This is a genomic window from Kribbella sp. VKM Ac-2571 (assembly GCF_004362255.1).
GTDB classification, from domain to species: domain Bacteria; phylum Actinomycetota; class Actinomycetes; order Propionibacteriales; family Kribbellaceae; genus Kribbella; species Kribbella pratensis.
The window spans coordinates 21,074-48,038 of sequence record NZ_SNWS01000005.1 but is presented as its reverse complement, the minus strand read 5'-3'; the positions used below and the strand labels follow the sequence as shown (position 1 = coordinate 48,038).

The 26,965-nt window shown below is 68.6% G+C and carries 27 protein-coding genes; 18 read left to right on the top strand and 9 right to left on the bottom strand.

Annotated features, from left to right (window positions below; all coding sequences use genetic code 11):
* Positions 1–2: 2 nt before the first annotated feature.
* Both EV651_RS12730 and EV651_RS12725 read right to left on the bottom strand, forming a co-directional pair.
* On the bottom strand, positions 3–764 hold the full coding sequence (locus tag EV651_RS12730; protein WP_133785367.1) for an ABC transporter ATP-binding protein: 762 nt from the start codon (positions 762–764) through the stop codon (positions 3–5).
* Positions 761–1,186, bottom strand: a complete 426-nt coding sequence (locus EV651_RS12725) for a DUF1707 domain-containing protein (protein ID WP_133785366.1) — start codon at positions 1,184–1,186, stop codon at positions 761–763. Before EV651_RS12725 ends, EV651_RS12730 begins: the two co-directional genes overlap by 4 nt.
* Before the next feature lie 150 nt (positions 1,187–1,336).
* On the opposite strand from EV651_RS12725, the gene EV651_RS12720 reads away from it, so the two are divergent.
* Positions 1,337–2,053: a TetR/AcrR family transcriptional regulator gene (locus EV651_RS12720; protein WP_133785365.1), complete on the top strand. Its 717-nt coding sequence runs from the start codon at positions 1,337–1,339 to the stop codon at positions 2,051–2,053.
* Here the strand turns inward: EV651_RS12720 and EV651_RS12715 are convergent.
* Positions 2,050–3,219 (bottom strand): cellulase family glycosylhydrolase, encoded by a 1,170-nt coding sequence (locus EV651_RS12715; protein WP_133785364.1) that lies wholly within the window; start codon positions 3,217–3,219, stop codon positions 2,050–2,052. The two genes, EV651_RS12720 and EV651_RS12715, sit on opposite strands and share 4 nt — an antisense overlap.
* A 49-nt stretch (positions 3,220–3,268) precedes the next feature.
* Positions 3,269–4,285 carry a LacI family DNA-binding transcriptional regulator gene (locus tag EV651_RS12710; protein WP_133785363.1) on the bottom strand — a complete coding sequence of 339 codons (1,017 nt, stop codon included), beginning with the start codon at positions 4,283–4,285 and terminating at the stop codon, positions 3,269–3,271.
* A gap of 252 nt (positions 4,286–4,537) precedes the next feature.
* On the opposite strand from EV651_RS12710, the gene EV651_RS12705 reads away from it, so the two are divergent.
* From EV651_RS12705 to EV651_RS12695, 3 genes are read left to right on the top strand one after another with little or no spacing between them, the layout of a single operon-like run.
* Positions 4,538–5,833, top strand: a complete 1,296-nt coding sequence (locus tag EV651_RS12705) for an ABC transporter substrate-binding protein (RefSeq protein ID WP_133785362.1) — start codon at positions 4,538–4,540, stop codon at positions 5,831–5,833.
* On the top strand, positions 5,833–6,711 hold the full coding sequence (locus tag EV651_RS12700) for a carbohydrate ABC transporter permease (RefSeq protein ID WP_133785361.1): 879 nt from the start codon (positions 5,833–5,835) through the stop codon (positions 6,709–6,711). Before EV651_RS12705 ends, EV651_RS12700 begins: the two co-directional genes overlap by 1 nt.
* A complete protein-coding gene (locus tag EV651_RS12695; protein ID WP_133785360.1) occupies positions 6,708–7,613 on the top strand; it encodes a carbohydrate ABC transporter permease in 906 nt (301 codons plus the stop codon). Before EV651_RS12700 ends, EV651_RS12695 begins: the two co-directional genes overlap by 4 nt.
* Before the next feature lie 50 nt (positions 7,614–7,663).
* Here the strand turns inward: EV651_RS12695 and EV651_RS12690 are convergent, their stop codons facing one another.
* Positions 7,664–8,029: a hypothetical protein gene (locus tag EV651_RS12690; protein ID WP_133785359.1), complete on the bottom strand. Its 366-nt coding sequence runs from the start codon at positions 8,027–8,029 to the stop codon at positions 7,664–7,666.
* A 117-nt stretch (positions 8,030–8,146) separates the two neighbouring features.
* Positions 8,147–9,007, bottom strand: coding sequence for a phosphotransferase (locus EV651_RS12685; RefSeq protein ID WP_238156849.1), 861 nt, complete (start codon positions 9,005–9,007; stop codon positions 8,147–8,149).
* A gap of 53 nt (positions 9,008–9,060) precedes the next feature.
* On the opposite strand from EV651_RS12685, the gene EV651_RS12680 reads away from it, so the two are divergent.
* The gene (locus EV651_RS12680; RefSeq protein ID WP_133785358.1) at positions 9,061–9,435 is read left to right on the top strand and encodes a MerR family transcriptional regulator; all 375 of its coding nucleotides are present in this window, start codon (positions 9,061–9,063) and stop codon (positions 9,433–9,435) included.
* Here the strand turns inward: EV651_RS12680 and EV651_RS12675 are convergent.
* Both EV651_RS12675 and EV651_RS12670 read right to left on the bottom strand, forming a co-directional pair.
* Positions 9,420–10,397: an aldo/keto reductase gene (locus EV651_RS12675; protein WP_133785357.1), complete on the bottom strand. Its 978-nt coding sequence runs from the start codon at positions 10,395–10,397 to the stop codon at positions 9,420–9,422. The genes EV651_RS12680 and EV651_RS12675 overlap by 16 nt on opposite strands.
* A 48-nt stretch (positions 10,398–10,445) precedes the next feature.
* Positions 10,446–10,826, bottom strand: coding sequence for a DUF1844 domain-containing protein (locus EV651_RS12670; protein WP_133785356.1), 381 nt, complete (start codon positions 10,824–10,826; stop codon positions 10,446–10,448).
* A 347-nt stretch (positions 10,827–11,173) separates the two neighbouring features.
* Between EV651_RS12670 and infC the strand changes: the two genes are divergently transcribed.
* The 5 genes from infC (at position 11,174) to EV651_RS12645 (ending at position 14,335) form a co-directional block, all read left to right on the top strand.
* A complete protein-coding gene (infC, locus tag EV651_RS12665; protein ID WP_238156848.1) occupies positions 11,174–11,851 on the top strand; it encodes a translation initiation factor IF-3 in 678 nt (225 codons plus the stop codon).
* Between the two features lie 82 nt (positions 11,852–11,933).
* Positions 11,934–12,128 carry a 50S ribosomal protein L35 gene (gene rpmI, locus EV651_RS12660; RefSeq protein WP_130383713.1) on the top strand — a complete coding sequence of 65 codons (195 nt, stop codon included), beginning with the start codon at positions 11,934–11,936 and terminating at the stop codon, positions 12,126–12,128.
* Positions 12,129–12,211: 83 nt separating this feature from the next.
* Positions 12,212–12,601, top strand: a complete 390-nt coding sequence (rplT, locus tag EV651_RS12655; protein WP_131296281.1) for a 50S ribosomal protein L20 — start codon at positions 12,212–12,214, stop codon at positions 12,599–12,601.
* 28 nt (positions 12,602–12,629) lie between these two features.
* Positions 12,630–13,433: an RNA methyltransferase gene (locus tag EV651_RS12650; RefSeq protein WP_133785354.1), complete on the top strand. Its 804-nt coding sequence runs from the start codon at positions 12,630–12,632 to the stop codon at positions 13,431–13,433.
* Entirely contained in the window at positions 13,430–14,335 is a 906-nt protein-coding gene (locus tag EV651_RS12645; protein ID WP_166658593.1) for a CehA/McbA family metallohydrolase, read from the top strand. The genes EV651_RS12650 and EV651_RS12645 overlap by 4 nt, the downstream gene beginning before the upstream one ends.
* Positions 14,336–14,408: 73 nt before the next feature.
* On the opposite strand, the gene EV651_RS12640 is transcribed toward EV651_RS12645, so the two are convergent.
* The gene (locus EV651_RS12640) at positions 14,409–15,113 is read right to left on the bottom strand and encodes a TetR/AcrR family transcriptional regulator (protein WP_133785353.1); all 705 of its coding nucleotides are present in this window, start codon (positions 15,111–15,113) and stop codon (positions 14,409–14,411) included.
* A gap of 55 nt (positions 15,114–15,168) precedes the next feature.
* On the opposite strand from EV651_RS12640, the gene EV651_RS12635 reads away from it, so the two are divergent.
* The 8 genes from EV651_RS12635 (at position 15,169) to EV651_RS12600 (ending at position 26,895) form a co-directional block, all read left to right on the top strand.
* Positions 15,169–16,689 (top strand): MFS transporter, encoded by a 1,521-nt coding sequence (locus EV651_RS12635; RefSeq protein WP_238156847.1) that lies wholly within the window; start codon positions 15,169–15,171, stop codon positions 16,687–16,689.
* A gap of 92 nt (positions 16,690–16,781) precedes the next feature.
* A complete protein-coding gene (locus tag EV651_RS12630) occupies positions 16,782–17,123 on the top strand; it encodes a hypothetical protein (RefSeq protein WP_133785351.1) in 342 nt (113 codons plus the stop codon).
* A gap of 117 nt (positions 17,124–17,240) precedes the next feature.
* A complete protein-coding gene (locus EV651_RS12625) occupies positions 17,241–18,206 on the top strand; it encodes a type IV toxin-antitoxin system AbiEi family antitoxin domain-containing protein (RefSeq protein ID WP_133785350.1) in 966 nt (321 codons plus the stop codon).
* Between the two features lie 145 nt (positions 18,207–18,351).
* Positions 18,352–19,461, top strand: a complete 1,110-nt coding sequence (pheS, locus tag EV651_RS12620) for a phenylalanine--tRNA ligase subunit alpha (protein WP_133785349.1) — start codon at positions 18,352–18,354, stop codon at positions 19,459–19,461.
* Positions 19,461–22,043: a phenylalanine--tRNA ligase subunit beta gene (pheT, locus tag EV651_RS12615; RefSeq protein WP_133785348.1), complete on the top strand. Its 2,583-nt coding sequence runs from the start codon at positions 19,461–19,463 to the stop codon at positions 22,041–22,043. Before pheS ends, pheT begins: the two co-directional genes overlap by 1 nt.
* Before the next feature lie 55 nt (positions 22,044–22,098).
* Positions 22,099–23,640, top strand: a complete 1,542-nt coding sequence (locus EV651_RS12610) for a gamma-glutamyltransferase (protein ID WP_166658592.1) — start codon at positions 22,099–22,101, stop codon at positions 23,638–23,640.
* A gap of 43 nt (positions 23,641–23,683) precedes the next feature.
* Complete coding sequence (locus EV651_RS12605; RefSeq protein ID WP_133785347.1) at positions 23,684–24,670, top strand: glycosyltransferase family 2 protein; 987 nt, start codon at positions 23,684–23,686, stop codon at positions 24,668–24,670.
* Complete coding sequence (locus tag EV651_RS12600; RefSeq protein WP_133785346.1) at positions 24,667–26,895, top strand: hypothetical protein; 2,229 nt, start codon at positions 24,667–24,669, stop codon at positions 26,893–26,895. Before EV651_RS12605 ends, EV651_RS12600 begins: the two co-directional genes overlap by 4 nt.
* Positions 26,896–26,965 lie beyond the last annotated feature (70 nt).

Sequence of the window (26,965 nt, the reverse complement as noted above, 5' to 3'; positions counted from 1 at the left end):
GGTCAGCTCTCCGTGGGTGAGAGGCGGCCGGCGCTCAGCTGGGCGAGCTCAGCGGCGACGGCCTCGGCGGTGGGGTGGACGGCCCCTCGAGGCAATTCCGACACGATCCGGCCGTCGACGAGGAAGACGACACGATCGGCGTACGACGCCGCGACCGGGTCATGGGTGACCATCACGATCGTCTGACCGAGCCGGCGGGACTGATCGCGGAGCAGCGTGAGGACCTCGAGCGCGGTGGTGGTGTCCAGCGCACCGGTCGGCTCGTCGGCGAACGTGATCGCGGTCCGGCCGGCGAGGGCCCGGGCGATCGCCACCCGCTGTTGCTGACCGCCGGACAACTCGCTCGGCCGGTGCTTGACGCGCTCGCCGAGACCGACGCGCCGGATGACGTCGGTCACCCAGGCGTCGTCCGGCTGCTTGCCGGCCAGCGTCATCGGGAGGACGACGTTCTGCCGCACCGTCAGTGCCGGCATCAGGTTGAAGGACTGGAAGACGAAGGCGACATGCTCGCGGCGGAGCTCGGTCAGCGCGGTCTCGTCGAGGCCGCGGAGCGACCGGCCGGCCAGTTGGACGTCACCGGTCGTCGGCGTGTCGAGGCCGGCCGCGCAGTGCAGCAGTGTGCTCTTGCCGGAGCCGGACGGGCCCATCACCGCGGTGAAGGTGCCGGCGGCGAAGTCGTAGGTCACACCGGCCAGCGCGTCGACCGCGCCGGGGCCGGTGCCGTAGACCTTACGCACGTCAGTCAGCTGTACGGGCGCGTTCATGAGGCGACCAGTACGTCGGACTTGCGGTGGTAGGACTCGTTGGTCCACCACAGGATCGCCACGATCGCGCCGAGGCCGAGGTCCGACCAGAGCCACCACGGGCCGTCGAAGTGACCGAAGACCGCCAGCGCCAGCCAGACCACGAACTGGACCACGCAGGCGACCAGCCAGACGCCGGTGAAGGCCTGGAGCGCCACGGTCAGCCCGCGGGGCGGGGCGGCGTTCGCGACACCCGACAGGATGGTCCGCAGTTCGCCGCGGGTCCGGGCCGTGAGGACCTGGTCCTGACGGTCGCCGGCCTGCGACGGGGTCAGCGCGGCCTGCCGTACGGCGCTGTCGAGCTTGCTGATCGCGGCTCGGCGATCGGTGTCGGTGAGCTGGACCTGGTCCGGCGTCAGCAGGGGTTCGAGGATCGTGTTCATGAGCTGTTCCCTTCGGCTGGTTCCTGAGGAGGTTCCGATGTGAAACAGCGTATGGGTTGAACAGTTTCTGATCCCGGTGCTCAGGACCCGTTTCCGAGGTGGACCTAGCTCCACTGTTCGCCGGCGTACCGCGTGCGTCAGGATGGAGGCATGACCGAGGGCCGCGCGGACCTGCCGCCGGGGCTCGCCCTCTCGTGGGGCGTGCAGCCGGTGCAGCGGCGCGGCCCGAAGCCGGCGCTGTCGGTCGAGCAGATCGTGGCCACCGGCATCGAGTTCGGCGACCGGTACGGGTTCGAGGCGGTCTCGCTGCAGCGGATCGCTGCACAGCTCGGCGTCACCACCAACGCGATGTACCGCTACGTCCGGTCCAAGGAAGAGCTGATCGTCCTGGTCCACGACACGGCGGTCGGGCTGCCGCCGGAGCTGCCGTCCGGCTGGCGTGCGGCGGCGATCGCGTGGGTGGATGCGCAGGTCAAGTTGTACGAGGACCGCCCGTGGCTGCTCGACGTACCGATCCGTGGCGCGCCCGTCACTCCGAACCTGCTGCGCTGGGTCGAGGTGATGCTGGCGGCGCTGGCCGAGACTGGGCTCAGTCAGCACGACAACCTCGGGTGCCTGATGCTCCTGGACGGGTACGCGCGGAACTACGCCGGCCTGGCGCGTCAGCTCGGAGCGAGCGATCGCACGCCGGTGCAGGCGGAGCAGGTCGGCCAGTTCCTCGTCCCGCGGCTGATGGAGGGTGGATATCCGACGCTGGTGTCGCTCTACCTCAACCAGGAGTACGAGGACGAGCTCGACGACGACCTCGAGTTCGGCCTGGCTCGCATCCTCGACGGCATCGAAGTACTGATCACGCGGAAAAGCTAGGGCAGGGCGATGCGGACAGGCCCGTTCGCGCGGGCCTCGACCCAGTGCAGGTGGAATTCGCTGCCGGGGGCAACTTCCGCGCGACGTTCCGGCTCGGTGCGGAGGTTGATCGGCGCGGTCAGCGTGGCGGCGGCTGCTAGCTGTTGTACGCCGTTTGCTTGCACCTCGGCGATCACGTCCGCGAGTGCCTGTGCGGCCGGTTTGCGTTGGTGGTCGACGGTGAACAGGCCGAGGTCGTACTCGCGGTCCGGGAAGTCGAGCAGGCGCCGATCGATGTCGTGCGACGACCACCAGGTCACGCCGTACAGGGACTGGTTCGTGAGCACCGTCTCGACAGTGCGTCGGGTGAACTCGGCCTGGAGGTCGACGGGGATGTCGGGTCCCGGTACGCCGATCTCCTGCAGCCACACCGGCCGACTGGGATCGATTGCGGTAGCCCGGGCGAGCTCGATCAGGTAGTCGGCGTGGGTGAGGGTGGCCGGACCCAGGGGACCGTCCACTCGTGAGACCCCGTTGAAAACCCACGAGTGGACAGTGGTCAGGTCACCCAGGTCCACCGCGTCGACGGGGTGGAACGGATGGTCGCCCTTGTACCAGGCGTCGTCGAAGACCGAGTGCAGGGCGAGTACGTCGGGTGCCGCCTTCTTCAGCGTCGTCAGCAGGTCCTGCGCCCACGCGGTCGAGGTCCCGGGCGTGGTGGTGCTGTCCGGCCAGAGGTTGTTGACCTCGTTGCCGAGCGTGATTGCGAAGACGTTCGGCTTCGTCGCGACGGCTCGGGCCACGGCATCGACGTACGCCGTGAGACCGTCGCGGACCGTGCTGTCCTCGAACAGGCTGCTCTTGTGCCAGGTCAGCACCCACGACGGGAGGAAGTCGAAGCTGGACAGGTGTCCCTGGATCAGGTCGACCGCGACGGTCAGGCCGTGCTCCGCGGCGGCATCGATCGTGTCGAGCAGGTCGGCGATCGCCTGCTCGCGGATGATCGCCCGGTTCGGCTGGATCCACGGCCAGACCGGGAACACGCGGACGTGGTCCAGACCCATCCCGGCCAGGTCCGCGAAGTCCCGCCGTACCGCGTCGCGGTCGTAGTCCAGCCAGCTGTAGAACCATCCCGCCGAGGGAACGTAGTTCGCACCGAACCGGGGCGTGACGGACTCCGAAGCCATGCCGAGGATGCTAAATCGGTTTAGGCCACAAGAGCAACTGCGGTCCAGATCAGCTCGGAGGCGCGGTGGACTCGCGGACGGTGAGGACCGGGTCGGGGGTGCGGCGGTTCACGACGGTCGCGGGGTCGGCGATGGTTTCGAGGAGGACCTCGGCGGCCTGGCGGCCGAAGTCGAAAGTGTCGCGGGACAGGGCCGTCAGTGCGGGGTGCATGAGCTGGGTCAGGATCGAGTCGTCGAACGCGACGATCGACAGGTCGCCGGGCACCGAGACGCCCATCTCCATCGCGACCCCGAGGCCGGCGACCGCCATCACGTCGCTGTCGTAGACGATCGCGGTCGGGCGAACGGACTGGGACAGCAGCTTCCGGGTGATCGCGGCGCCCTCCGCGTCGCTGAAGTCCGTGGTCAGCGAGGAGGCGTCGAGCAGTCCGAGCCGGGGTGCGGCGTCGCGGAGCGCCCGGATCCGGCGCTGCGTGTGCTGGAAGTTCGGCGTACCGGCGACGTGGGCGATCCGGCGGTGGCCGAGGGCGGCCAGGTACTCGACGATCGACAGCATCCCGTCGCGGTCGTCGGCCCAGACCGAGGCCAGTGCGCCCTTGCCGCCGCGGCCGCCGATCACCACGGCCGGCAGCTCGAGCGCCCTGAGCTCGTCGACCCGTGGGTCCTGCACGGTCAGGTCGACCAGGATCACGCCGTCGACCCGGTGCTCCGACGTCCAGCGCCGGTACACCTCGATCTCGGCCGCGGTGTCCTCGACGATCAGCAACTGCAGGGAGATCGACTCCGCGGACAGCCCCGACTGCACACCGGACAGCAGGTGCGCGAAGAACGGCTCGACCCCGAGCGTCCGGGCCGGCCGCGCGATCACCATGCCGACCGAGTCGACCCGGGACGCCCCGAGTGCGCGCGCCGCGCTGTGCGGCCGCCAACTCATCTGCTCGGCGATCTTCAGGATCCGCTCCCGAGTCGCGTCGCTGACGCCCGGCCGCCCGTTCAGCGCGAACGACACCGCACCCTTGGACACGCCCGCCCTGGTCGCGATGTCCGCGATCGTAGGTCTCGCCATCGTCGTACCTCCCTCTCGAGGATGTCCAGGGACTCTGCGCCTACTGCGCGGCGCTCGGCGGGCACATCGCTGCGTTGGAGGACGGGGCACGGAGAAACCCACTCCGAGCCCCGTCCTCCGCCTTGCGCTGCACTCCGCCGAGCACCTGCTCGCTACGCCGCAGAGTCCCTGGACATCCTCGTCCCTTGACAGCGGATTCTACGATGTGGATAGTTCGGGAGCTATACCGGTTTATCAATTCCAGGAGATCCCATGCGTAGACGCCGTTCGGCGCTCGTGGCAAGTCTTGCCGCCGCCGCCCTCACCCTCGCAGGTTGCGGCCTCGGTTCCGAGGACTCGGGCAGCAGCGGCGGCGCCAAGCCGACCGTCGACGCGGGAGCCCAGGTGACCGGTGAGGTCAGCTTCCAGACCTGGGCGCTGAAGCCCAAGTTCACGTCGTACGTCGAAGGTGTGATCAAGGCGTTCGAGGCGAAGTACCCGGGTACGCACGTCACCTGGCTGGACCAGCCGGGCGACGGCTACGACAAGAAGGTGCTGAGCCAGGCGTCGGCCGGCTCGCTGCCGGACGTGACGAACCTGCCGCCCGACTTCGCGCTCAGCCTGGCCAAGCAGAACATGCTGCTCGACGTCGCCGCCGCGGACCCGAAGCTGAACGAGGAGTACGTCGAGGGCGGCGTGCAGGCGTACCGGTACCAGGGGATGGACGGCACGTTCGGCTACCCGTGGTACCTGAACACCGACATCGACTACTGGAACGCGACCAAGTTCGCCGCGGCCGGCCTGGACGTGAAGAACCCGCCGAAGACCTTCGACGAGCTGCTCGCGGCCGCGAAGACGATGCACGACAAGACCGGCGGCAAGGAATACCTGATGAGCCGGCTGCCGGGTATCGGCGACTTCACCAACGCCGGGATCAAGATCCTGTCCGACGACGGCAAGAAGTTCACCTTCAACACCCCCGAGGCCGCCGCGCTGCTGGACAAGTACCGCGACGCCTACAAGGCGGGCTACATGCCGCGCGACATCCTGACCAACGAGTACCTGGGCAACTCCAAGCTCTTCACCCAGGGCAAGGTCGCCTGGACCACCGGCGGCGGCAACGCGATCCAGGACTTCGTGAAGGACAACCCGTCGCTGAAGGGCAAGGTCGTCCCGTCGCCGGCGCTGGACACCCCGCCGCTGTACGTGCAGGGGCTGTCGGTCTCGGCCAAGACCAAGAACCAGGCCGCGGCGATCGCGCTCGCCCGGTTCGTCACCAACGCCGAGAACCAGGCCGCGTTCGCGAAGATCGTGAACATCTTCCCGTCCACCAAGGCCTCCGCCTCCGACCCGTACTTCTCGAAGTCCGACGGCACGCCGGAGAGTGACGCGAAGGTGCTCGCGTTCCAGTCGCTGGCCAAGGCCAAGGTGCTGCAGCCGCCGGTGATCAGCGGCGCGACCAACGACTTCATCGGGCAGCAGATCTCACTGGCGATCTCCGGCAAGATCTCGTCCCAGGCAGCTCTCGACGCCGCGGTGGCCAAGGCCAACCAGCTACTTACCCAGTGATGCGTTACAACCGTTGGTTCACCCCGTGGGTGCTGGTGATCCCGGCACTCGCGTGGTTGCTCGTGTTCAACCTCTGGCCGTCGATCAACACCGTCATCCTGTCGTTCACGAACGCCAAGCCGATCGGCGGCGGCCACTTCGTCGGGCTGAAGAACTTCGAGACCCTGCTGCACGACGAGCAGTTGCGGTGGGCGCTGCTGAACAGCGTCATCTACATGGTGGTCTGCCTGCCGTTCCTGACCGTCCTGCCGCTGCTGCTCGCCGTGCTGGTCGAGAAGAAGCTGCCCGGGATCACGTTCTTCCGGACCGCGTTCTACACCCCGGTGGTGGCGTCCGCGGTCGTGGTGGCGCTGATCTGGCAGTGGATCCTGGACGACCGCGGCCTGGTCAACGGTCTGGCCGAGAAGCTCGGGGTCATCTCCGGGCCGCTGCCGTTCCTGTCCGACCAGTGGCTGTTGTTGCTCAGCGCAATCAGCCTGACGATCTGGAAGGGGCTCGGGTACTACATGATCATCTACCTGGCCGCCCTCGGGAACGTCGGGCGTGAACTGCACGAGGCGGCCGCGGTCGACGGCGCAGGGCCGTTGCGGCGGTTCGTGCACGTGACCATCCCCGGCGTACGGGGGACGATGATTCTCATCTCGATCCTGATCTCCGTGTCGGCGCTGCGGGTGTTCTCCGAGCTGTTCATCCTCAGCGGCGGCAAGGGCGGTCCGGGTGGCCGGGACAACTCGGTCGTGATGCTGATCCAGCAGTACAGCCAGGGCTTCGAGGGCAACCTCGGGTACGCGTCGGCCTTGTCGATCGTGCTGTTCTTCGTCACCGTCGTACCGATGCTGGTGCTGGCCCGTCTCAACCGCCGGGGAGCCGAAGCATGACGACTGTGACCGATCCGCCGCGGCAGGCCGTGGTGGCTGAAGCGCCGGTACGACGGCGTCGTTCGTCCGGGTTCAACTCGGTGTCGCCGCGGGAGAAGGTCGTGCGGTACGTGCTGCTGGTGTTCGTGCTGCTGATCACGATCGGGCCGTTCCTCTGGCAGCTGTCGACGTCGCTGAAGGGATCCGGGGAGGACATCTACACCCGGATCCCGCGGCTGCTGCCGGCGCAACCGACCTTCGACCACTACAAGGAGGTCACCGACACCATCCCGGTCTGGGACTACGCGCGGAACTCGCTCGTGGTCGCGTTCCTGGTGGTCGGCGGCAACGTGATCGGCGCCTCGCTGGCCGGGTTCGCGTTGTCCCGGTTGCAGTTCCGCGGCCGCAAGATCGTCCTCGGGCTGTTCCTGGCGACCCTCGTGCTGCCGGGTGAGGTGACGATCATTTCGCAGTACGTGACGGTCCGGGAGTTCGGGCTGGCGAACACGCTCTTCGGCGTCGCACTGCCAGGGATGATCGGTGCGCTGAACGTCTTGCTGATGTACAACGCGTTCCGGTCGTTGCCGGTCGAAGTCGATCAGGCCGCGGTCGTGGACGGGGCGAACGCCTGGCAACGGTTCCTGTACATCGGCCTGCCGTCGGTGCGCGGGACGATCAGCGTGGTCGCGATCTTCGCGTTCATCGGCGCGTGGGACGACTTCCTGTGGCCGCTGATCGTGCTGACCGATCCGAACAAGTACACGCTGACCGTCGGCCTGCAGTACCTGTCCGGCACGTTCAGCAACAATCCGCGGCTGATCGCGGCGGGCACGATGATCGCGTTCATCCCGATCGTGATCGTCTTCGCCACCTTGCAACGCTTCTTCTTCAAGGGCGTCGAGGAAGGCGCGGTCAAGGGATAGCGCAACCGGCTCCGACCTGGTGCAGGTCGGAGCCGGCAGTTTCGCCTGGACTACCGCACGAGCACGATCGAGTTGATCGGCGTGTAGTCGTGCGGCAGGTACTCGCCGGTGGCGCGGTAGACCGGGCCGCAGCCGGTGCCGTTGTAGCCCGTGCAGATCTTGAAGCCCGCGCCGCCGGTCTGGCTGTTGACCGTCACCTTGTACCCGGTGACGTTCTGCAGGTTGTGAGCGCCGTAGCTGTACCAGATGTTCTTGCTCAGGATGCTTCCGTCCGGTTCCCGCAGACACACGGCCCCCGACGGGCACGCCGTCGCCGTCACAGCCTCCGTCGCCGCGCTGGCCGTCGGCGCCATCGCCACGCCCGTGCCGATCACAGCGGCAGCGATCCCAGCAGCAGTCATCGCAATCTTGCGCATGGTTTCCCCTTAACCTGAAGGGCCCCCCGAGTGAAGACCCACCACCGAAGCTAGTCAACGGGCCGGGCCGCCGGAAGCCGGGTCGAGTCCTTTTCGGCCTGAGCCGAAAAGAGTTGATCAGCGCATCCGGGTCTCGGCGAAGTCCAGCCAGCGGGTGGTGTCGGCGGGGGTGTGGTGGCGGATGGACCAGTCGACCTGGCGCAAGGACATGTGGGCCCAGTAGAGGCGCAGTACGGCGGGGTCGAGGGTCTTCTCGAGGAGTTCGTCGTACCAGGTCAGGTCCGCGTCGGGGAGACGGACGTGGGCGTCGAACCGCAGGGTGACCAGTGCGAACAGGCGGTCGCCGCGGCCGATGCCGTCCCAGTCGACGATTCCGGTGATCCTTCCGGCCTCGGTCAGAACGTTCCCGGTGTGGAAGTCGAGATGCACCAGGTCGTCGCCGGTCATGCCGCTCGGCTCGTCCCGACCGACCTCGCGGATCCAGTCCAGGAGCCTCCGCGTGCGGTCGTCGTACCGCTGGAGGGACTCGTGCAGACAGAAGCCGGGACCGCTCTCGAGCAGGTACATCGACGGGACCGGCAGGTCGGGAGCCAGCCCGGTGAAGTGGTCGGTCAGAGCGATCATCGACTCCAGCAACGCGCGGTCGACGGTCTCCGGCGGCCGTCCCGGCAGGCGCTCCTGCACCACGCCGACGCCGTCCGGCAGGTCCACCAGCAGTTGGTACTGCGGGACAGGCAGCCCGCCCCGGCGCGCTGCCTCGAGAACTTCCGCCGTACGCCGAAGGTCGGCCAGGGAACCGAATCCGCGCGTCAGTACGCCGTCCCGCCCGTCGGGCCAGCGCACGAACGCGGCACCGACCTCGCCTCCGCCTGCCTGCCCGACGAACTCCAGCCCGGGGCCGCTCGCCTGATTGAGCTCCCGCAGCAACTGCTGCGCATCGAGCTTCGCCACCGGAGCCGGTACGCCGTCGTGAGTCACAAGGCTTGACCGTAGTTGACCTGGAGTGCACTCCACGTCGCAGGATGGACCACATGACTACGTACGCACCGGCCGAGGCCTCCGAGCGCACCGGTCTGACTTTGGACACCCTGCGCTACTACGAACGTCTCGGACTGTTCGGTCCGGTACGTCGGACGTCCGCGGGGCGCCGCGTCTACAGCGACCACGACGTGGCGTGGGTCGGGCTCCTGGTGTGCCTGCGCAACGCCGGACTGGGGATCAGCGATCTGCAGCGGTTGATGGGCCGGCTGCGGGACCGCTCGGGCGGCCCGACCGGTGTGGTCGAGCTGCTCGAGGAGCACCGGTCCCGCCTTCACGGTGAGATCGCGAAGATGAACGTCGCGCTCGACGTACTGAACGACAAGATCGCTCACTACCGCGACGCGGCAGATCAGTCGAAGAAGTAGGGATAGGGAACCGACGCGGGCCGGCTGGCGACGTCGAGTCGTTCCTGGTGCTCCGGCGCGAGCGAGAACTCCGCGGCGCCGAGGAGATCGTCGAGGTACTCCGGCGTCCGGGGACCGATGATCGGTGCGGTTACGCCGGGACGCTGCATCAGCCAGCGGACGGCGACCTGGGGGAGCGTGCGACCGGTCTCGGCCGCGACCGCCGTCAGCTCGTCGATCACGTGCCACGTGTGCTCATTGGCATAGCGGTCCCACGAGTGGGTGCCAGGCGTGGAGACCTTGCTGTCCTCGGGCGGTGCGGTCATGCCGCGCCGGAACGCGCCGGACAGCCAGCCCGAACGCAGCGGCGACCAGGTGATGACGCCGAGGCCCTCGTTCTTGCAGACAGGCAGCAGCTCCCACTCGGGCGAGCGGTCCAGCAACGTGTAGAGCGGCTGGAGGCTGGAGAGCGGCTCCCAGCCGTTCTGTGCGCATAGATCGACCGCCTTCTGCAGCTGCCAGCCGCGGAAGTTGCTGACGCCGATGTAGCGGACCTTGCCGGCCCGCACGAGGCCGTCCAGCGTTGACAGCGATTCGGCGAGCGGCACGCTGTCGTCCCAGAGATGGAGCTGGTAGAGATCGACATAGTCGGTGCCGAGGCGCCGCAGGCTCGCGTCGATCGCGTCGAGGATGTGCTTGCGGGACAGTCCTTGGTCCGTCGGCCGCGGACCGACCCGTCCCCAGACCTTGGTGGCGATGACGTAGTCGGAGCGCTGCTGCGTCTTCAGCCACCGCCCGAGCACTTCCTCGGACGCGCCGGCGCCGTACACGTCGGCGGTGTCGATGAACGTCCCGCCGACGTCGGTGAACTTCTGCAGGATCTTCCGGCTGTCCTGCTCGTCCGTCCGGTCGCCGAACATCATCGCGCCCAGGCAGAGCTCGCTGACCTTCAGACCTGTCGTTCCGAGATTCTTGTAGTCCATCTCCCCGACGCTAGGAGCTGGACCGCGCTCCAGCTCAAGACCCCGCCGTCAAGACCTCTGAGTGGCTGACGGGTACACCGCGCCGGTGTACTTCTCGCCGGGGCCCTGGCCGGCCTCGTCCTGAATGGTGCTGGCTTCGCGGAACGCGAGTTGGAGGGAGCGGAGGCCGTCCTTCAACGGCGCCGCGTGGTGGTGGCCGAGCGCGGGAGCGGCGGCGTCCAGGAGGCCGGCCAGCGAGTCGATCAGCGAGCGGGCCTCGTCGAGGTCCTTGTGGTCCGGGAGGTCCGCGGCCAGACCGAGGTTGACGGCGGCTGCGCTCATCAGGTGCAGTGCGGCGGTGGAGATGATCTCCACGGCGGGGACCTCGGCGATGTCGCGGGACGCGGTCGAGAGGGGGTCGGGCTGTGAGGTGGCATCTGCGTCGGTCATGCTGCTACTCTTGCATGGCGACCGACTCGGTCCATTGGTGACCCCTGAGCGGAATAGTTCAGGACCGCCCGTGGTTCGAGTCCAAGCGGAGGGCCACCTCCCACCCAGTCGATGAACAGTCGGCGGGTCCCGGTCATGTTGAGAGCCACTGGAGGACATCCGGAGGATCACAACGACAGTACGGCGTACCGGCCGCAAGGTTGGACCGTCGTACATCTGGGAATTGGGCCTTCGTGTGATCGCACGAGGGCCTTCGTGTTTTTCCCAGCGGATTGCACGGGGCTCGCGGTGATCGCGAGGTGGCACCCAGTACGAGTTCAACCCCAGGAGGACCCATCACCACTGATTTGCGCGTCAACGAGCGCATCCGCGTTCCCGAGGTGCGGCTGGTCGGACCGAACGGTGAGCAGGTAGGCATCGTTCGGATCGAGGACGCACTTCGGCTGGCCCAGGAAGCCGATCTCGACCTGGTCGAGGTCGCCGCAACCGCCCGGCCTCCGGTCTGCAAGTTGATGGATTTCGGCAAGTACAAGTACGAGACCGCGCAGAAGGCGCGCGAGTCCCGCCGGAACCAGACCAACACCATCATCAAAGAGATGAAGCTGCGGCCGAAGATCGACCCGCACGACTACGAGACCAAGAAGGGTCACGTAGTGCGGTTCCTGAAGGCCGGGGACAAGGTCAAGATCACCATCATGTTCCGCGGTCGTGAGCAGTCCAGGCCGGAGCTCGGCTTCCGGTTGCTGCAGCGGCTGGCCGAAGACGTGACCGAGCTCGGCTTCGTCGAGTCGTCGCCGCGTCAGGACGGCCGGAACATGATCATGGTGCTCGGACCGCACAAGAAGAAGTCCGAAGCGCGCGTGGACGTGGAAGCCGAGAAGGCGCAGCGCAAGGCCGAGCGCGAGGCCGAGGAAGAGGCCGAGCGCGCACAGCGTGCCGAGCAGGTTCAGGCCCACGAGGCCGAGCGCGCCGCCGGAGTCACCAAGAAGCCGAAGGGTCCGGCCGACAACCTCGACCCGGAGTGACGCAACGCTCCGGCCGCCCGAGGCAGCCGGAGCCCGTCACACCGACGATCGAGTCAACGAAGAAAACCAGGAGCACACAGCCATGCCGAAGATGAAGACCCACTCGGGGATGAAGAAGCGCGTCCGGGTCACCGGGTCGGGCAAGATCCGTCGTGAGCAGACCGGTGTCCGCCACCTCGCCGAGGCGAAGTCCTCGAAGCGCAAGCGCCGCCTGTCCGGCACCGTCGAGGTCGCCCCGGCGTACGTCAAGAAGGCCAAGAAGCTTCTCGGCATCTGAGGCCCCTGCCTCGCCCCTCCCGAACATCCCCCGCCGCGTGGGCAATCCTGTCTCCGGCGCAGAAATACAAGGAGTAACACCTCATGGCACGCGTGAAGCGGGCAGTCAACGCCCACAAGAAGCGCCGGGTCGTACTCGAGCAGGCCAGCGGTTACCGCGGCCAGCGCTCGCGGCTGTACCGCAAGGCGAAGGAGCAGGTCACCCACTCGCTCGTCTACGCCTACCGTGACCGCAAGGCGCGCAAGGGCGACTTCCGGAAGCTGTGGATCCAGCGCATCAACGCCGCGGTCCGCGCCGAGGACCTGACCTACAACCGCTTCATCCAGGGTCTGCGCCTGGCCGAGGTCGAGGTGGACCGCAAGATCCTCGCCGACCTCGCCGTCAACGACCCGGCCGCGTTCTCCGCGCTCGTGCAGGTGGCCAAGGCCGCCCTGCCGGCCGACGTGAACGCGCCGAAGACCGACGCGGCCTGAGCTCCACCCCGCGAGTAGCACACCCGAAGTGGCGAGTCCCGGTCTGCTGACCGCGCAATCCGCGCGGATCAAACAGGCCCGGCGGCTCGCCACTCGTGCGTTCCGGCGCAAGACCGGTCGGTTCCTGGTTGAAGGCCCGCAGGCCGTCCGGGAGGCTCTCGAACATCGCGAGCTCGTCGTCGAGGTGTACGCCGAACCCGCGCTGGCGACCCGGCATCGTGACCTCTACGACCTCGCCGTGGCGGCCGGCGTCCCGTGGTTCGAGGTCGATCGCGCTGCCGTCGAAAGCTTGAGCGAGACCGTCACATCCCAAGGGGTCGTCGCGGTCTGCTCGCTGGTGACCGTTCCGCTGCCGGACAGCTCGTTCAGGCTGGTCGCCGCCGGCGTCCAGGTCCGCGACCCCGGCAACGTCGGCACCTTGATCCGTACGGCGGACGCCGCCGGGGCCGATGCCGTCGTACTGACGTCGGAGTCCGTCGACCCGCACAACCCGAAGGCGGTCCGCGCCAGCGTCGGTAGCATCTTCCACGTGCCGATCAGCACGGACGTCGACATCGTCGCGGCGGTGCAGACCTGGCGTGAGCACGGCCTGCAGGTGCTCGCCGCCGACGGGTACGGCGCGACCGACCTGGACACCTGCATCGAGGACGGAACCCTCGCGAAGCCGACCGTGTGGCTGTTCGGCAACGAGGCCCACGGCTTGCCGGACGGCATCAATGCCCTCGTCGACCACTCGGTGAAGGTCCCGATCTACGGCCGCGCCGAGTCCCTCAACCTGGCCACCGCCGCCGCGATCTGCCTGTATGCCTCGGCCCGGGCGCAGCGCCGGTGATCTTCGATCTGCCGGGGCGCTTCTGGCGCGGGAACCTGCACACGCACTCGAACCTGTCCGACGGGGCGTTGTCGCCGGCCGAGACCGCGCAGGTCTACCGGGATGCCGGCTACGACTTCGTGGCGATCACCGATCACTTCCGCGCGGAGTACGGATTCCCGATGGCGGACACGCGGGAGCTGCGCACGGACGGGTTCACCACGCTGATCGGCGCCGAGCTGCACGCGCCGCGAACCGAGGCCGGCCAGGCGTGGCACATCGTGGCGGTCGGACTGCCGCTGGACTTCGCGGCACCGGACGAGACGGAAACCGGCCCTGAGCTGGCGCGTCGCGCGCGGGCCGCGGGCGCGTGGATCGGGATGGCGCATCCGTCCGCGTCGCTGCTGACGGCCGTCGACGCCGAGAGCCTGGACGCGGCCCACGCGGTCGAGGTCTACAACGCACTGTCCGACCGTGAGAACCGCGGCGACAGTTGGCACCTCACCGATGTCCTCCTGAACCGCGGTCACCGACTGACGACGTACGCCGCCGATGACGCCCACCTGCAACCGCAGGACCCGCCACCCTGCCAGGCCTGGATCCACGTCCGCGCCGAAACCCTCGCCCCGGACGCCCTCCTGACCGCGTTGAAGGCCGGCCACTTCTACTCCAGCACCGGCCCCGAGCTGTACGACGTACGCATCGAAGGCGACGAGATCACGGTCCGCTGCTCGCCAGCCACCAAGATCCTCCTGACCGGCGGCCACCCCGGCGCCGAGGTAATCCAAGGCACCAACCTCACCGAGTGCACCTTCCCCCTGCACCTGTTCCGCAACACCCACTGCCGCATAACCACCGAAGACGCATCCGGCGCCCGAGCCTGGACCAACCCGATCCACCTGGCACCACGACCTCCCCGCTGACACCCGGCCCCGGTCGCAGCGACATCTCGTGGGTTGACCGCACGATCGGGTGGCCGCTGCACCGGCGGAGCGGCTATTTCTTGACGCGGGCCTGGAGGCCGTCGAGGAGGGCGTCGAGGCCGAAGACGAAGTTCTCGGTGAGGCCGGCGTCGAGGTCGAGCGAGGTACGGCGGCGTACCGACTTCTGCATCTCCGGGTAGTCGCCGGCCACAGCCTGGGCCTGTTCGAGCATGTCGGAGACCCAGTTCTCCTCGGAGCGGCCGGACTTGCGGACCATCTCACGGGTGGCGACCTCGGCGCTGACCGTGCCGAGGACGTACGACATCACGCTGCCCATCGCGAGGTCGATCTCGTGCTCGGAGAAGCCGGCGGCTCCGAACAGGACCAGGCCGCGGGAGCCCATCGACATCGCGTTCGGGCCGATGCTCGGGCGGGTGTACATCACCTCGGGCAGCCAGGGATGCCGCAGTACGGCGGATCGGAGGCTGTGCCCGAACAGCAGCGCACCGGCCCGCCACCCGGCGAGCTCCGGCTCGGGTACGTCGATCTCGCCCCAGACCTCGTCGATCAGCAGGTCGATCAGGTCGTCCTTGGTGTCGACGTACCAGTAGAGGCTGGTCGCGCCGGAGCCGAGTTTGGTGCCCAGCTTCCGCATGCTCAGCCCGCTGATGCCCTCGGTGTCGAGGATCGTCATGGCCGCGGCCACGATCTGCTCCCGGCTGAGCGTCTCCCGCGCGGGCGCCGCCTTGCGTTCCCGGGTCCAGATCCAGTCCTTCATGCGTCCATCCTACTCAGGACTCGCACACTGTACGAGATCGTCGTACAGTGTGCGAGTGACTAGTACACCGTTCGAGTCTGAAGCCACCACCGAGGGCCACCCCCGGCGCTGGTGGATCCTGTTGATCCTGTGTCTGAGCCTGATGGTGCTGGTGGTCGACAACACCGTCCTCAACCTGGCCATCCCGTCGCTGATGCGCGATCTGGGCGCGACGCCCGCGGACATCCAGTGGGTGATCGACGCCTACATCCTGGCGTTCGCGGGGCTGCTGCTGACCGCCGGAAGCCTCTCGGACCGGTTCGGCCGCCGGAAGATGCTGTTGCTCGGGCTGGTGGTGTTCGGCCTGGCGTCGCTGCTGGCGACCCTGGCCGAGAACCCGTGGCAGCTGATCGCGTGCCGCGGCCTGATGGGGGTCGGCGGCTCGCTGCTGATGCCGAGCACGCTGTCGCTGCTGTTCACGGTGTTCCCGCCGGAGGAGCAGCGCAAGGCGATGGCGGGCTGGTCGATGGTCGCGATGGTCGGCGTGGTGGCCGGCCCGACGGTCGGCGGCGTACTGCTGAACCACTTCTGGTGGGGCTCCATCTTCTGGCTGAACGTGCCGATCGCGATCCTGGCGATCATCGGCACGCTGGCGCTGATCCCGGAGTCGAAGGGCCCGGCGCGCGACGTCGACCCGGCGGGCGCCGTCCTGACGATCGTCGGTATGGCGTCGATCGTCTGGGCGATCGTCTCGATCCCACTGCACGGCTGGGGCTCGGCACGGGTGCTCGGCGCGCTCGCGGTCGGTGTGGTCGCGTTGACCGCGTTCGCGTTGTGGGAGAAGCGCAGTGCGCATCCGATGGTGCCGCTCGCGTTGTTCAAGGACCGGCGGTTCAGCGGTACGAGCTTCTCGATTGTGCTGCTGTCGTTCACCGCGGGTGGGTTGCTGCTGGCGTTGACGCAGTACCTGCAGTTCGCGCTTGGGTACACACCGTTGAAGGCCGGGCTGGCGCTGATCCCGTATGCGCTGTCCGCGGCGCTGTTCAACGGCCTCGGGGCGACGCTCGGGAAGAAGATCGCGGACCGGACGCTGATCTCGATCGGTCTGCTGATCATCGCGGGCAGCTTCGGCATCCTGACCCAGGTGTCCGACACGAGCGGGTACGGGCTGTTGATCATCGGCCTGTTGGTGATGGGGATCGGCGGTGGCCTGGCCGGTCCGGCGGCGTACACGCTGTTGATGCAGGCCGTTCCGCCGGAGCACCGCGGTGTCGGCTCGGCGATGAACGACACCGTGCAGCAGACGGGTGCCGCGCTGTCGGTCGCCGTATTGGGCAGTGTGCTGGCCGCGGCCTACTCATCGGCCCTGCCGGACTCCGTACCGGAGGCGGCCCGTAAGTCGATCGCCGACACCATCGCGCTCGGCCCGGACTTCTTCGGCGCGGCCAAGCACGCCTTCGTCGACGCCATGTCGATCTCGATGACGGTCGGCGCGATCGGCGCCGTGGCCGGGGCAGTGGTCGCGCTGGCGGTCCTCCCGAAGGGCGAGAAGAAGGCGCAGGAGGCAGCTCCAGCGGTTGACGACGCAGTGCACTGACACCGTGCGCTGACAGCATGCAGGTATGACGCGACGGTGGCCGACCCGTTCCCACGCGACGACTGCGGCCGGCGCGTTCCGCTGGAGGGCCTGTGTCTGATCAGGGGATCGCGAACCTGGTCCTGATGGCGTTGTTCATCCTGCTCCCGCTCGCCCTCGGCACGATGCTGTTCGGCCGGTCCCGCGGGAACCGGTTCGTGCTGAAGTGGGCGCGAGGTCTCGCGATCCTGGCAATTGTCCTGGCGACCGCGTACGACGTTGCCGGGGCGGTGTGCCTGATCCTCGCGGAGCCCAAGCCGGGCCACGAGCCATGGGTCGATCCGGCTGCGGTCGTCGACTACCCGACCTTCTTCATCCCCATCGGCGTAGGCGCGCTTCTAGCGGGGGCCGGCGTCCTGGCCGGAGCAATCCGCGCCAGGCACCGCCTGGGCTAACCCTCGGCTTGGGGAGACCTTCGTGCCGAATCGGGAAGGAACCCTCCCCAAGTCCGCTGTCCACAGGCTAGGAAGCGGCGGTGTGGAGGGCAGTGGGACGCGTGCATGTTCTTGGGCGTGGAGGAGAGAAGCGAAGATCGAGGTTCGTTCGCGGAGTTGCGTGGTTGGCAGGCAGGTGCGTTCAGTCGCGCTCAGGCAGTGGCACATGGAATCACCGACAAGGTGTTGCTCGGGCGGCGCCGGGCCCGGCAGCTGCAGCGGGTCCACAGAGGTGTGTACGTCGACTTCACCGGGCCGCTGCCGTGGGAGACCAGAATGTGGGCGGCTTGGCTGGCGTGTGGCCCGGAGGCGGCGTTGACGGGTCCGACTGCGCTCCGCAGGTACGGCGTTGCCGGGAACTGGCGGGACGAAAGGATCCATGTCGCGCTACCGCACTCGCGCCGTGTCGATCCGAAGTCCGGGGTCATTGTCACGCGTCACCGCAACCTGTCCTCGCTCGTACAGGCGTCTCGCGAACCGCCGACGGTGCGATTGGAGGTCGCGCTGCTGATCACCGCCGCCGCGGGCGAGGATGTTTCGCGGCGGGCCGCCGTACTGTTCGATGCGTGCCGGCAGCGCCGTACGACGCCGTCCCGGTTACTGGCGGAGCTGGACTCGCTCCCGGAGTTGCCGGGTCGCAGGATCCTCCAGCGGATCCTGGCTGAGGCAGACGAAGGCGTTCAGTCGTTTCTCGAGCAGGCGTACCTTCGACGCGTCGAGCGCGCCCATGGGTTGCCGCGGGCGCGACGTCAGGTTCGCGCCGTCGATGAGGGTGTCGTCGTCTACCGGGACTCCGAGTACCCGCCGTACGACGTGATTGTCGAGCTGGACGGTCAAGCGGGTCATCTGGACTCGGCCAGTCGCTGGCGGGACATGACCAGGGACAACGCAGCCGCGACGAGCGGCAAGCTGACGCTGCGATTCGGCTACCAGTTGGTCAGCGAACCGTGCCTCGCGGCATCCCAGGTGGCCGCCGCCCTCCAGTTCCGCGGCTGGCCCGGCACCCCCTGCCCTTGCTCACCCACCTGCTCGCTCGCCAGATAGCCGGGTTGGGGAGGCTTTCGTGCCGGTCCGGGCGCAAAACCCTCCCCAGGCCCTCGGAAGGAGCGGTTGTGGACGGGCGATTCACGGTCTTGGGGGTTGGGTTCTTAGACTGCAATCCGCAGACGTATCAACCCGAGAGCGAGCCATGTCCGGTCCCAACACTGATTACGACCCGGTCGAAGTGACGCCGCTGCATGCCGAAGAGGTGGAGCGGACCCGCGACGAGGCGCTGACGGCGTTTACCGAGGCGGCCGATCTGGCCGCCTTGCAGGAGGCCAAGACCGTGCACCTGGGCGACAAGTCGCCGATCGTGCTCGCCAACCGGGAGATCGGCGCGCTGCCGCCGCAGGCCCGCAAGGAGGCCGGTCAGCGGATCGGCGCGGCGCGGAAGGCGATCAACGAGGGGTTCGCGTCCCGGCTCGCGGTGCTCGAGGCCGAGCACGAGGAGCGGATGCTGGCCACCGAGCGGGTCGACGTGACGCTGCCGTGGCACACCCCGCAGCTCGGTGCGCGGCACCCGCTGTCGCTGATCTCCGAGCAGGTCGCGGACGTGTTCACCGCGCTCGGCTGGGATGTCGCGGAGGGCCCCGAGGTCGAGGCCGAGTGGCTGAACTTCGACGCCCTCAACTTCCAGCCCGACCACCCGGCGCGGCAGATGCAGGACACCTTCTTCGTCGAGCCGGCCGGCTCCGGCAAGGTACTGCGGACGCACACGTCGCCGGTGCAGGCGCGGTCGATGCTGACCCGCAAGCCGCCGATCTACGTGATCTGCCCGGGTCGCGTGTTCCGCACCGACGAGCTGGACGCGACGCACACGCCGGTCTTCTACCAGGTCGAGGGCCTGGTGGTGGACGAAGGCATCACGCTCGCGCACCTGAAGGGCACGCTCGACCACTTCGTCGTGTCGATGTTCGGTGAAGGTCTGGAGGCGCGGCTGCGGCCGAACTTCTTCCCGTTCACCGAGCCGTCGGCCGAGGTGGACCTGAAGTGTTTCGTCTGCCGCGGCGCGTCCGTCGGCAATCCGGACCGGCCGTGCCGGACCTGTGGCAGTGAGGGCTGGATCGAGTGGGGCGGCTGCGGTGTCGTGAACCCGCGGGTCCTGCAGGCCAACGGCATCGACACCGACCGGTACTCCGGGTTCGCGTTCGGCATGGGCCTGGAGCGGACGCTGATGTTCCGCAACGGCGTCGAGGACATGCGGGACATGGTCGAGGGTGACGTGCGGTTCAGCCGCCAGTTCGGGATGGAGATCTGATGCGGGTCCCACTGTCATGGCTTCGTGAGTACGTCGACCTGCCGGGCGGGGTCACCGGCCGCGACGTCGCGGAGCAGCTGATCCGGGCCGGCCTCGAGGTGGAGACCGTCGAGGAGTCCGACCTGACCGGCCCACTCGTGGTCGGCAAGGTGCTCACGTACGAGAACGAGCCGCAGAAGAACGGCAAGACGATCCGCTGGTGCTCGCTGGACATCGGCAAGGACGAGCCGCAGTGGGTCGTCTGCGGAGCGGACAACTTCGAGGTCGGTGATCTCGTGGTCGTCGTGCTGCCCGGTGCGGTGCTGCCGGGCGGGTTCGCGATCTCGGCGCGGAAGACCTACGGGCACGTGTCGAACGGCATGATCTGCTCGAGCGCCGAGCTCGGTCTCGGTGACGACGGCACGCACGGCATCGTCGTGCTGGAGCCGGGCGAGGCCACGCCGGGCGACGACGCGATCGAGTTGCTCGCGCTGCGGGACGACGTACTCGACATCGCGGTGACGCCGGATCGTGGGTACTGCCTGTCGATCCGTGGTGTCGCGCGTGAGGCGGCGACGGCGTACGGCGTATCGCTGAAGGATCCGGCCGACCTGACGCTCACCGGCTCCGGGGAGAACGGCTACCCGGTGCGGGTCGACGACGCCAAGGCATGCAGTGTGTTCGTGACGCGGACCGTCACCGGGATCGACGCGACGGCGTTGTCGCCGCGGTGGATGCAGAAGCGGCTGCTCGCGGCCGGGATGCGGCCGATCTCGATCGGGGTCGACGTCGCGAACTACGTGATGCTCGAGCTCGGTCAGCCGATCCACACCTACGACAAGGCGAGCCTGTCGGGGGAGATCGTCGTACGGCGGGCGAACGCCGGCGAGAAGCTGATGACGCTGGACGACCAGACGCGTGAACTGGACGCCGAGGACCTGCTGATCACCGACGACTCCGGTCCGATCGGCGTCGCCGGTGTGATGGGCGGGGCGTCGACGGAGATCTCCGACGCCACCACGGACGTGGTGATCGAGGCCGCGCACTTCGACCCGATCGTCATCGCGCGGGCGTCGCGCCGGCACAAGCTCTCGTCGGAGGCGTCGCGCCGGTTCGAGCGCGAGGTCGACCCGAACCTGCCGCGGTACGCCGCCCAGCGCGTCGCGGACCTGCTGGCCGAGTACGCGGGCGGCACGATCCTCGTGGACGAGACCGTCGTCGACACCCACCCGGAGCTGACGCCGGTCACGATCCGCGCCGATCACGCGGCCCGCGTCGCGGGTGCTGTGATCACGCTCGACGAGACGGTTCGGCACCTGGCTTCGGTGGGCTGCACGGTCGAAGCTGCCGCGGCGGATGCGGTCGCCGCTCCGTTGGCCGCGGGTGCGCACGCTCCAGTGTTGGCCGAGGTCGGCGCCACCACTGTCGGGTCCACCCACGTGGAGGGTGACGATCTGCTGACGGTGACTCCGCCGTCGTGGCGGCCGGATCTGCGGGATCCCAACGACTTCGCCGAAGAAGTCATCCGGTTGTTCGGCTTCGACAACGTGCCGTCGGTCTTGCCGGCTGCGCCGGGTGGGCAGGGCCTGACCGTTTCGCAGCGCCGGCGTCGCCGGGTGGCGACCGCGCTCGTCGGGGCGGGGCTGACCGAGGTGGTGTCGTACCCGTTCACGGGTGCCGCCGACTTCGACGCGATGGGCCTCCCGGCCGACGACCCACGCCGTACGACGGTCAAGCTCGTCAACCCGATCTCCGACGAAGAGCCGTCGATGCAGACCACGCTGCTCGCGACCCTGCTCCGGACCGCCGAGCGCAACGTCGGTCGAGGCGCGAACGACCTGGCGATCTTCCAGACCGGCCTGGTGTTCCTGCCGAAGGCGGAGACGAAGCCCGCACCGCTTCCGTCGGTCGCACACCGTCCGAGCGACGCCGAGGTCCAGTCGCTGTACGACGCACTCCCGGACCAGCCGTTGCACGTCGGGGTGGTGCTGACCGGTGCGCTGGCGCCGACCGGATGGTGGGGCAAGGGCCGCCCGGCCGGGTGGGCCGACGCGGTGCAGATCGCGCGGCTGATCGCGTCGGCCGTCGGGGTCCAGCCGGTCGTGAAGAACGTGGAGCTTGCGCCGTGGCATCCGGGGCGGTGTGCGGAGTTCTCGGTCGGAGGCCCAGACGGCATCGTGGTCGGTCATGCGGGTGAGCTGCACCCGAAGGTGTGCCAGGCGTTCGGTCTTCCGGCTCGGTCGAGTGCGGTCGAGCTGGATCTCGACGCGTTGATCGCGGCGGGTCCGGAGTCGATCACGGCGCAGCCGTTCTCGTCGTACCCGGTGGCCAAGGAGGACGTGGCGTTGATCGTCCCGGCCGAGGTCGCGGCGGCCGACGTCCAGGCGGCGCTGGCCGAGGGCGCTGGTGAACTGCTGGAGTCGGTCCGGCTGTTCGACGTGTACACGGGTGAGCAGATCGGCGAGGGGAAGAAGTCGCTCGCGTTCGCGCTGCGGTTCCGGGCGCCGGACCGGACGCTGAAGGAGAACGAGGTCGCCGACGCCCGCCAGGCCGCGGTCCAGGTCACCGTCGACCGCTTCGGCGCCGTCCAACGGGTCGGCTGAAAACCATGAGCCGGGGCGCCGCGGCGCGCTCAGCGGGGTCGGGTTGGTGCCCGCGATGAGCAGCAGTCATCCACGGGTGGCGGTCGCCGCGCCGAACGCCGCCGCGGCCGAGGCTGGTGTGCGCGTTGCCGCGGAGGGCGGGAACGCGGTGGACGCGGCGATTGCCGCCACGCTCGTCACGATGGTGAACGAGATCGGAGTGGTGTCGCCGGCCTCGGGTGGGTTTGTCACGTTGCAGGTCGCGGGTGGTGACGCGGTCACCATCGACGGCTGGGTGGAGATGCCCGGGCGCGGGCTGCCGACGGACCGGTTCGGGCGCGGCGTCTGGGACATCACCACCGACTACGGCGGCGGTACGACGACCACGGTCGGCCACGGCTCCGTCGCCACGCCCGGCGGGATGAAGGCCCTCGACCTCGCCCACCGCCGCTCCGGCAAGGCACCCTGGAGCGAGGTCGTGCAGCCCGCGATCGACGTCGCCCGCAACGGGTTCCCGCTGAGCCGGACCTCGGGCTACTACCTCGGCTACACCCACGAGATCATCTTCGGCTGGCACCAGCCGAGCCATGCTGTCGTGCACGACGAGGACGGCGCGGTGATCAAGGCCGGCAGTACGGTCGTGATCCCGGAGCTCGCCGAGGCGCTCGAACTGATCGCCCGCGACGGCGCCGAGACGATGTACACGGGCCAGCTCGCCGAGCTCCTGATCCACGACATGTCCGCGAACGAAGGCATCCTCACCGCCGCGGACCTCGCCGCGTACGAGGCCGTCGTACGCCCGGCCCTCGTCGTCAACCAGAACGGCTGGCGCCTCGCCACCAACCCACCGCCCGCGGTCGGGGGAGTGGCCGTCGCTGCGATGCTCGCGCTGCTCGACGGCGTACCGTCCGACGGCGGCTGGCGGCAGTCCGAGCTGGAGCGGTTGATCGACGTCCAGTACGCCGTACTCGGGCAGCGGCTCGCCGAGCTCGACGAGGAGGACGTGCGCAAGCTGGAAGGGCAGAAGGTGCTCGACCTCGCGGCGGCCGGCGACCTTCGCGCGTTGACCTCACCTAGTACGGCGACCGTCTCGGTCGTCGACGACGAGGGTGACGCGTGCGCGATCACGGTCTCGTCCGGCTACGGGGCCGGCGTACTCACGCCTGGCACCGGGATCTGGCTGAACAACGCGCTCGGCGAGCAGGAGCTCCTGCACGGCGGCCCGCACAGCCTCGCGCCCGGCACCCGGCTCACCTCGAACATGGCCCCGAGCGTGGCCCGCCGCGACAGCGACGGCGCCGTACTCGCGATCAGCTCACCCGGCTCGGACCGGATCCCGACTGCGCTCGCCCAGGTGTACGCGCTCTACACCCACGGCGGTCTGCGGCTCCGCGACGCCGTCGAGTACCCGCGGCTGCACGTCCGCGTGCGCGAGGACGTGGTCGTCGACTACGAGGACGATCTGCCGGTTTCCGGCTCAACCGCGTTGCCGACCCGCCCGATGCCGCCGCACTCGATGTACTTCGGTGGCGTCGCGGCCGCGCTCTGGGACCCGGCCGACGGCCTGCTCGCGGTCGGCGACCCGCGCCGAACCGGTGCCGTGGCCATCTCCCCCTGACACCGCTAGTAAGGTCAGGCCACCAAGATCCGAAAGGCAGCCGATGCGGGACAACCACCCCGAGCTCTCCGTCGTCGTACCGATGTACGACGAGGAAGAGGTGCTGCCGATCTTCTTCGAGCGGATGCATCCACTGCTCGACGGCCTGGGGATCAGCTACGAGCTGCTGGTCGTCGACGACGGCAGCCGGGACCGGACAGCGGCGCTGCTCCTCGACGCCGCCAAGGACTGGCCGCAGCTCCGGGTCGTCCGCCTGCTCCGCAACAGCGGTCACCAGGCTGCCCAGTCGGCCGGCTTCCGCCGCGCCCGCGGGCAGTACGTCGTCACGATCGACGCCGACCTCCAGGATCCGCCCGAGGTGATCGCGGAGTTCCTGCGGGCCGTCCGTGAGCAGGACGTCGATGTCGTGTACGGCGTACGCTCCGACCGCTCGAGCGATTCCTGGGCGAAACGTACGTCGGCGCGGCTGTACTACCGGTTGATGTGCCGCCTGGTCGGCAAGGACATCCCGTTCGACGCGGCCGACTTCCGGCTGGTGACCCGCCGGGTGGTGGACGCGGTGAACGCGCTCCCCGACGACGGCCGGGTCTTCCGTCTGGTGATCCCGTGGCTCGGCTTCCCGAGCGCCGAGGTCAAGTACGTCCGGGCGGAGCGGGCTGCCGGTACGACGAAGTACAGCGTCTCCAAGATGGTCCGGCTCGCGTTCGACAGCGTGACCGCGTTCTCGGCCGCCCCGCTGCGGCTGGCGACCTGGCTGGGGTTGCTCGGCGGCGCGATGTCCGGGTTGTTCGTGGTCGGCGCACTGGTGATCAAGCTGACCGGGCGGAGCATCCCCGGCTGGACGTCGACGGTCCTCGCGGTCAGCGTGATCGGCGCGATCCAGCTGTTGTGTCTCGGCCTGCTGGGCGAGTACGTCGCCCGCCTGTTCCAGTCGAGCCAGCGCAGACCGCAGTTCCTCGTCGGCTACGACAGCCTCACGGACCACGGGCACAAGGACCCCGTTCACGAGAGCTCGCAGTCCAAGAGATGAAGCGGGCTGCCCCGTGGCTGCTGCCGATCCTGGTGGCGGTCGGTGGGTTCATATCGCTCGGCGACGTGGGGATCGGTCCGCTCGTCAAGTACGCCGCCTACTTCGCCGGAGCGATCGCGCTGCCCGGCACACTGCTGCTGCGGGCCGCGTGGCGCAGTACCGGCAACTGGGCTGAGGATCTTGGGCTCGGGTCGGTTGTCGGCGCGACGTGGCAGTTGATCGGCTGGGCGATCTTCACCGCGCTCGGTTGGCAGCAGTGGTTGATCGTGTGGCCGGCGCTCGTCCTGATCGGTTTCGCTCTCGTCGGGCGGCAGCACTTCCGGATCGCCGAGCCCAGACCGCTACCGGTCGCGTGGACGGTCGGGTTGGCCGTATCTGCGGCGGTGATGGTCGGCGCAGCCACCTTCGGCGTGATGGCGTACCACCCGATGCCGCCGTACGGCGAGGCGTACTACCCCGATCTCCTGTACCACCTGTCGATGGTGCAGGAACTGACCCGCACCGTGCCGCCCGAGATCCCGCAGGTCGTCAACGAGCGGCTCGAATACCACTGGTTTGCGAACGCCGACATGGCCGCGGCAGTCGACGTCACGCGACTCACTCCGATGGTCGTGCTGTTCCGCCTCTGGGTCCTGCCGTGGCTGGTCGTTTCACTGCTCGTCTGCGCGACACTCGCCCGCGTCGTCAGCCGCACCTGGTGGACCGGCGTACTCGCAGCACTCGCGCTAGCTGCACCACAGCTGTTCCTGCTCGTCGACACGAGCGTCAACCTCGCACCACCAGTGAGCCTGCTCAGCCCGTCGCAGACGTTCGGCATGGTCGCCGCCGTCACCGTGGCCACGCTCCTGATCGACCTCCTCTTCCGAAGAACAAACTCCTTTGGACGTAAGGAGTTGTGGGGCGGGGTCGTGGCGGTGGTCGTGGCGGGGGTTGGGGGTGGGGCCAAGCCGACCGTGCTGCCGTTACTCGTGGGAGCGATGGGGCTTGCGGCGTTGTACCTACTCGTGACGACACGGCGGGTGCCGTGGCTCCTGGTCGGTACGACGGCGGTGCTGCTCGTCGTCGGGGCGATCACCTTCCTGACCGTGGCCGGCAGTACCAGCGGGTCGCGGCTGCAGTTCCTCGCCGTACTGAAGTCGCTGCCCGTCTATACCGCGGCCACTGGCGACAAGACGCAGCCGGGGGACGGTGGGTTGATCCTGCCGGCGCTGGCGCACGGCGAGGTGATCGGGACGCTCAGCCTCCTGCTCGGACTGCTGCTGACTCTGCAAGCGATGTCCTGGGCCGGATTCGGCGTCGTCGGGCGGAAGGACCCGGTCGCGTGGTTCCTGCTCGGAGCCATGATCGCGGGGTGGGCGGGCTACCTGCTGATCGACCACCCGTCGGTGAGCGAGTCGTACTTCATCTACACCGCGGCACCGTTCAGCCTGGCCGGAGCCGGCTGGTTCGCAGCAACCAGTGCGCGCGCCTCAGGTCGCTCGGTCCCCATCGCAATCGCTGCCTTCGTCCTCTCGATCGGGTACGCCGCTCTGATCGTCTGGGCTCGTGGTGTGCCGGCAGCCTCGACCGGTCGGCAGCTGTGGTTGAGCACCCGGATGTTGCTCGTGGTCCTCGGCATCACGCTCTTCCTCATGCTCGTGTGGCGTCTGACGTTGCGGCAAGCCGGTGGCGGCATGTTCGTCGTACTGGTGCTGCTCTCGACTGCGCCAATCAGCTCCTTCCTGCAGAGCGCCATACGTGGTGACACCGAGAAGGCGCCGACGTACCGGGCCGCGCGGTGGTGGGTGTACCGGGACGAGGCCGAGGCCGCGCTCTGGCTCGGGGAGCACTCCGCGCCGACCGATGTGGTGGCGACGAACACCTGGTGCCGTCCGGCAGGCCCGCCCGCGCCAGGATGCGACGCCCGTGGGTACCTGGTCAGTGGGATCGCCGGACGCCGCACGCTGCTCGAGGGCTGGGCGTACACGAACCAGGCGATGGCCAAGCAAGGCAATGGCGGCCGCCGCTACACCGAGCAGCCGTCGCCGTGGCCGGACCGCGTCGCCCTCACCAACCAGGCCCTCACCGCACCGACAGCCGAGGTGCTGCGAAGGCTGCGCGACGAGTACGGCGTTCGCTGGCTGTACGCCGACACACGCAACGGACCCGTGGCGCCGGCGCTCGACCAGCTCGCCGTACGACGACACAGCGTCGGCAAGGTCCGGATCTACGACCTCGGAGAGTGATTTCCCCGTAACATTGGGTCCACGCAGACCGTTAACGTCTACGCAGGCCCGCCCGCCACGCGGCCGCAGC